This is a genomic window from Holospora undulata HU1, from assembly GCF_000388175.3.
GTDB lineage: Bacteria > Pseudomonadota > Alphaproteobacteria > Holosporales > Holosporaceae > Holospora > Holospora undulata_A.
In genome coordinates this window covers 1-4,480 of the sequence record NZ_ARPM03000181.1, presented here as the reverse complement: position 1 = coordinate 4,480, position 4,480 = coordinate 1, and the positions used below count along the sequence as shown (strand labels likewise).

Annotated in this window: 4 protein-coding genes and 1 pseudogene; 4 read left to right on the top strand and 1 reads right to left on the bottom strand. The window is 37.1% G+C overall.

The window, feature by feature from the left end; all coding sequences use genetic code 11:
- Positions 1-416: 416 nt before the first annotated feature.
- The 4 genes from K737_RS05595 to miaB all read left to right on the top strand — a co-directional run bounded on the left by K737_RS05595 (position 417) and on the right by miaB (position 4,092).
- Positions 417-932, top strand: a complete 516-nt coding sequence (locus K737_RS05595) for a protein-export chaperone SecB (protein ID WP_006300563.1) — start codon at positions 417-419, stop codon at positions 930-932.
- A gap of 235 nt (positions 933-1,167) precedes the next feature.
- Positions 1,168-1,890 carry a GNAT family N-acetyltransferase gene (locus K737_RS05590; RefSeq protein ID WP_006300564.1) on the top strand — a complete coding sequence of 241 codons (723 nt, stop codon included), beginning with the start codon at positions 1,168-1,170 and terminating at the stop codon, positions 1,888-1,890.
- Positions 1,836-2,708: a lysophospholipid acyltransferase family protein gene (locus K737_RS05585; RefSeq protein WP_024161497.1), complete on the top strand. Its 873-nt coding sequence runs from the start codon at positions 1,836-1,838 to the stop codon at positions 2,706-2,708. The genes K737_RS05590 and K737_RS05585 overlap by 55 nt, the downstream gene beginning before the upstream one ends.
- Before the next feature lie 28 nt (positions 2,709-2,736).
- A complete protein-coding gene (gene miaB, locus K737_RS05580) occupies positions 2,737-4,092 on the top strand; it encodes a tRNA (N6-isopentenyl adenosine(37)-C2)-methylthiotransferase MiaB (protein WP_006300566.1) in 1,356 nt (451 codons plus the stop codon).
- A 52-nt stretch (positions 4,093-4,144) separates the two neighbouring features.
- Here the strand turns inward: miaB and K737_RS12135 are convergent.
- Positions 4,145-4,282 (bottom strand): annotated as a pseudogene (locus K737_RS12135) (IS5/IS1182 family transposase); the annotation flags it as partial.
- Between the last annotated feature and the right edge of the window lie 198 nt (positions 4,283-4,480).

Sequence of the window (4,480 nt, the reverse complement as noted above, 5' to 3'; positions counted from 1 at the left end):
CGGTGATTTTATTATTATATCTATTGACATCGTAAAGTTTTCCTAGTCTCTCTAAATCTTCTTCTTTTATTAAAGACATAATATTTTCTAATTCTTCCATATATCAATACATCATTATAAAATTAAAACTTTATACTCATAATATCTATCTCAACCACTTTCAACACTTATGGGCCGTGCAAACACGCGATCACTTGAAATGCTAGAGGGAACACTGCTTATTTTTGCGGAACTTCACGTTAATAAAACTTTGAAAATTAATCATGCTATATTTGGTTAAAGGTATCGATAATTTTTATTTTTTTTATTTTTTCAGTATAAATATCAATTTTACAAAAATGATCTTTTTTACGTACGCTATTTATTTTTTTTAAAATCAGATACAATGAGAAAATTGCAGATAAGTTTATATTCTGATGTACCAAGATTTTCAAGAACCCCCTTTTCAGGGAGGAATCCCATCTCCTTCAAACGGAACTTCTTCTGCTGAGCAGAATGATCCTTCTTCCGTTTTAGAACTTGTTTTTCAACATATTGTTGATTGTTCTATTGAATGTCCTTCTCCTTTTGCGTTATCAGAGCAAGAAGGAAACGAGACCGAAACCAGAGTTTCAGTAGATGTCCTGACTGGAGGAGAAGGGGAGCATTTTCAAGTTGTTATTGTTCTTCGAATAGAAATGATGAAAGATCAAAAGCCCGGATGTATAATAGAGCTAAAATATGCCGGTTATTTCATTATTAAAAATGAAGACGAAGATATGCGCCCGTTTTTGTTGTACGTAAATTGCCCCAATATGCTGTGGCCCTCTGTAAGACATTGGGTTAGAATCGTTACTTTAGAGTGCGGGCTTCCCGGATTGCAACTGAACAGTGTAGATTTTACAGAAATTTTAAGAAAAAAAATTAAAGAGGCTCAGCAGTCAAACACCTGAGATGTTAAATAGCAAAATTTTGAATATACGAAAGATATCAATTGATGGTAAAATTGTGTTTTTAAAATAGCTTGTTAAGAGCGCACTTTTTGATATCAAGATTTAGAGAATTTTCTGATCTTAAGAAAATTTAAAAAGGATTAAAAGGGTACAACTCCATTTTGCGGAATGTGTTTTGTCCTTTCCTTTTTTTACAATCAAGGTATAATGAAGGTGTATTTTATAGGGATTTTTTGTGTCTGAATCATTTGTTGTGCGTGTTACAACGCTTCCTGAGGAAATCTTAGAAGCTCAAAAATTACGTTATGCCGTGTATTATAAAGAACGTATGAATGCAAAATCAGAAGGGCTTGACGTTGATATGTTTGATGCGTATTGCGAACATCTTATTGTAGAAGAAGTTTCTAGTCATCGCATTGTGGGCACTTATCGCCTTATCTCTCGTAAAGCTGCAGAACAGTGCGGAACTTTTTACTCTCAAAACGAGTTTGATATCCAAAAAATATTAGAGTCAAAAGAAAATATTTTGGAATTGGGAAGAGCATGTGTAGATCGTGCTTATCGCACAAAAGGAATTATTCGCTTATTATGGAAGGGGTTATCAGACTACATTGCTTATCACAACATTCGCTATTTATTTGGATGTGCCAGCTTTGAGGGGATAATTCCTGAAAAATATCAACACGGATTTTCTTATTTGCATTATGCGCACAGAGCCCCAGAATATATCCGCCCAGAGGTTTTATCTTCAAGTGCGGCGTTAATAAAAATATTAGAACCAGAAGAAGTGAATATCAATAAAGCATGGAGCGAGATACCTTCTCTACTAAGGGGGTATCTGCAAGTAGGCGGGTGGGTTGGACAAGGTATATTTCAAGATTTAAGTTTTTCTTCTTTGGATGCGTGTGTCGTTGTGGATACAAGGCGGTTAGTACTGGGGGGGTATGGGGCACGATGAGTTCTAAGTCTTCTGTGCTTCGGTTCAAACAAAATCGTGTTTTTGCACTACTTGGCATAGGGGGCGTTGGGCTACTTTTGTTATTAGGCGGGGTTATAGGAGGAATATCTTTTTTGTTTCCGTCTTGTTCTTTTGTAGTGCTTTTAAAAAAAATTTTGTATAAAGGGATTCGTCGTTGCGCTGGAGTTCATAAAGTTGTAGTACGCGGTTCGATTTGCAAAGAAGGAGTTTTTGCTGTATCTAACCACATATCTTACCTAGATATAGTATTATTGGGAGAACAAGCCCCTTACGTTTTTATCGCAAAGGAAGAGGTTAAAAATTGGCCCCTTGTGGGCTGGATTGCTAAGAAATTTGGAACAATTTTCATCAAACGAACACTCAGAGGCATTCATAATGGCCAAACCCGTATAAAAAAAACGATCCAACAAAATAAAGCGGTACTTGTATTTGCAGAAGGAACAACGGGAAATGGAATTGTGACCGAGCCTTTTTATCATGCATTTTTTGAACTTCATCCGGAAGTTAAAATTCAACCCATATCAATTTGTTATACAGAAGTAAACGGGTTTCCTGCGTTGTCTTGGGTAAGACGGTACTTAAGTTGGATTGGAAATGTTGCCTTATTTCCACATTTATTTAAATGTGGGGGGTGGCGTTCATTGACGGTTGTGATTATTTTTCATCCCCCCTTTACAGCAGGAAGTTCTCGTAAACTTTCTGCAGCTCGATCTGTAAGCTCTGTAAGGGCGGGAATATCACAAAGTTTGAAAATGCAAGATTTTTTATTTTTGAATTCCTTATCAAAAGCTTTATAATATCTGAACTATAAAGAAAAGGATAAAAATGCATAAAACTCTACATATTGTGACATATGGATGCCAGATGAATGTGTATGACTCTCAGCGTATAGAAGAAATGTTCACAGTGCTCGGGTATACCCTAAAAGATCAAATGGACGCAGATGTTGTGATTTTTAATACTTGTCAAATTCGTGAAAAAGCGGAAGAAAAACTGTTTTCTGATTTAGGGCGTGTTCGTCTGATTAAAGAGTTCCGTAAGACAAACGAAAAAGACATGGTGATTATAGTTGCAGGATGTTCTGCACAAGCGCTTGGAAAAAACATCTTAAAGCGTGCTCCTTATGTGGATCTTGTGGTTGGTCCTCAGACTTACGATAAAATTCCTGAGTTATTAGCAAAAGTTGAACGCCTTTACGCTGTGAAAGATGGGCCAGGACGAGGAATACTGGGCACTGGATTTCCGAAAATTTCAAAATTTGATAATCTGAAGGTTCCTCGGGGATTTCATGGCGTAAGCGCAGTTCTTTCTATTCAAGAAGGGTGCAACAAATTTTGTACTTATTGTGTAGTTCCGTATACAAGAGGAGCAGAATATTCAAGGCCGTTAGACGACATTTTGAACGAAGCACGTATTTTATTAAAAGAAGGGGCAAAAGAGCTTGTATTGTTGGGGCAAAATGTTAATGCATATCGGTCAAAAACTGCTTTGGGGAAAGAAGTAGCATTTTCAGAATTGTTGTACCGTTGCGCAGAATTAGAAGGAGTGCATCGCTTACGGTATATGACTTCCCATCCAAGAGAAATGACTCCTTGCTTAATTCAAGCACACAAAGAAATTCCACAATTAATGCCTTTTTTACATCTTCCCGTTCAATCCGGATCAAATCGTGTTCTTCAGGCAATGAATCGCCAGTACACTGTTCAAGAATATGAGTTGATATTAGAAGAGCTCAGAAAAGCTCGCCCAGATATAGCATTTTCTTCAGATTTTATCGTAGGACATCCAGGGGAAACAGAAGAAGATTTTCAAGAAACTTGTCAGTTAGCCGATCGCGTTGGGTATGCGCAAGCGTACTCATTTATGTATAGCGCTCGTCCTGGGACGCCTTCTGCTTTAAAACCTCAAATTTCTATTGAAATAAAAAAACGTCGTCTGCATCAACTTCAAGAAATATTGCAACGCACTCAGCAAGCTTTTAATCTAAGTAAAAAAGGGGAGCGTCTTCCCGTATTATTTGAAAAAAATGGAAAGAAGTTGGGACAAATTTTAGGGAAAAGTCCCTATATGCAATCTGTATATGTTCATGCTTTAGAAGACATTATGGGATCAATACAGTGGGTAGAAATTCAAAAAAGTCACCTTAATAGTCTTGCAGGAAGTTTAGCCCCCCCTTCATAGAAATAAAAATAATGAGCGTTATATATCTTAAGCACATCTTAAGAACCTGTATTCATGATTTAGCTAACCTTCTTAATAGGATCATGGAATGGGCTATCATATTCATGTTTTCAGCAGTCGCTATGGCAATTTCATAATCTTTAGACGCCCTTCGAAAAGGATTTAGCCATGCATATGTTCTTTCGACGATCTAACGCTTTGGAAGTATGCCCCATCTATAGTTTTATTCAATATAGTTCTACGCAAATGCCTCCATGGGTTTTCTATATCCAGCATCTGCACACACTTCCTTTAATGTAGAATATTTTTGCACCGCTTCCCAAAAAACTCTGCACCCAGCACCTGTGTCATTGGCCTTATGAACCGTGATATGGAGCAGATTGCCTTG

What these genes read in the sequence shown, in the direction of transcription:
- K737_RS05595 (WP_006300563.1), top strand. Translation starts at nt 417, where the DNA reads ATGTACCAAGATTTTCAAGAACCCCCTTTTCAGGGAGGAATCCCATCT.
- miaB (WP_006300566.1), top strand. Translation starts at nt 2,737, where the DNA reads ATGCATAAAACTCTACATATTGTGACATATGGATGCCAGATGAATGTG.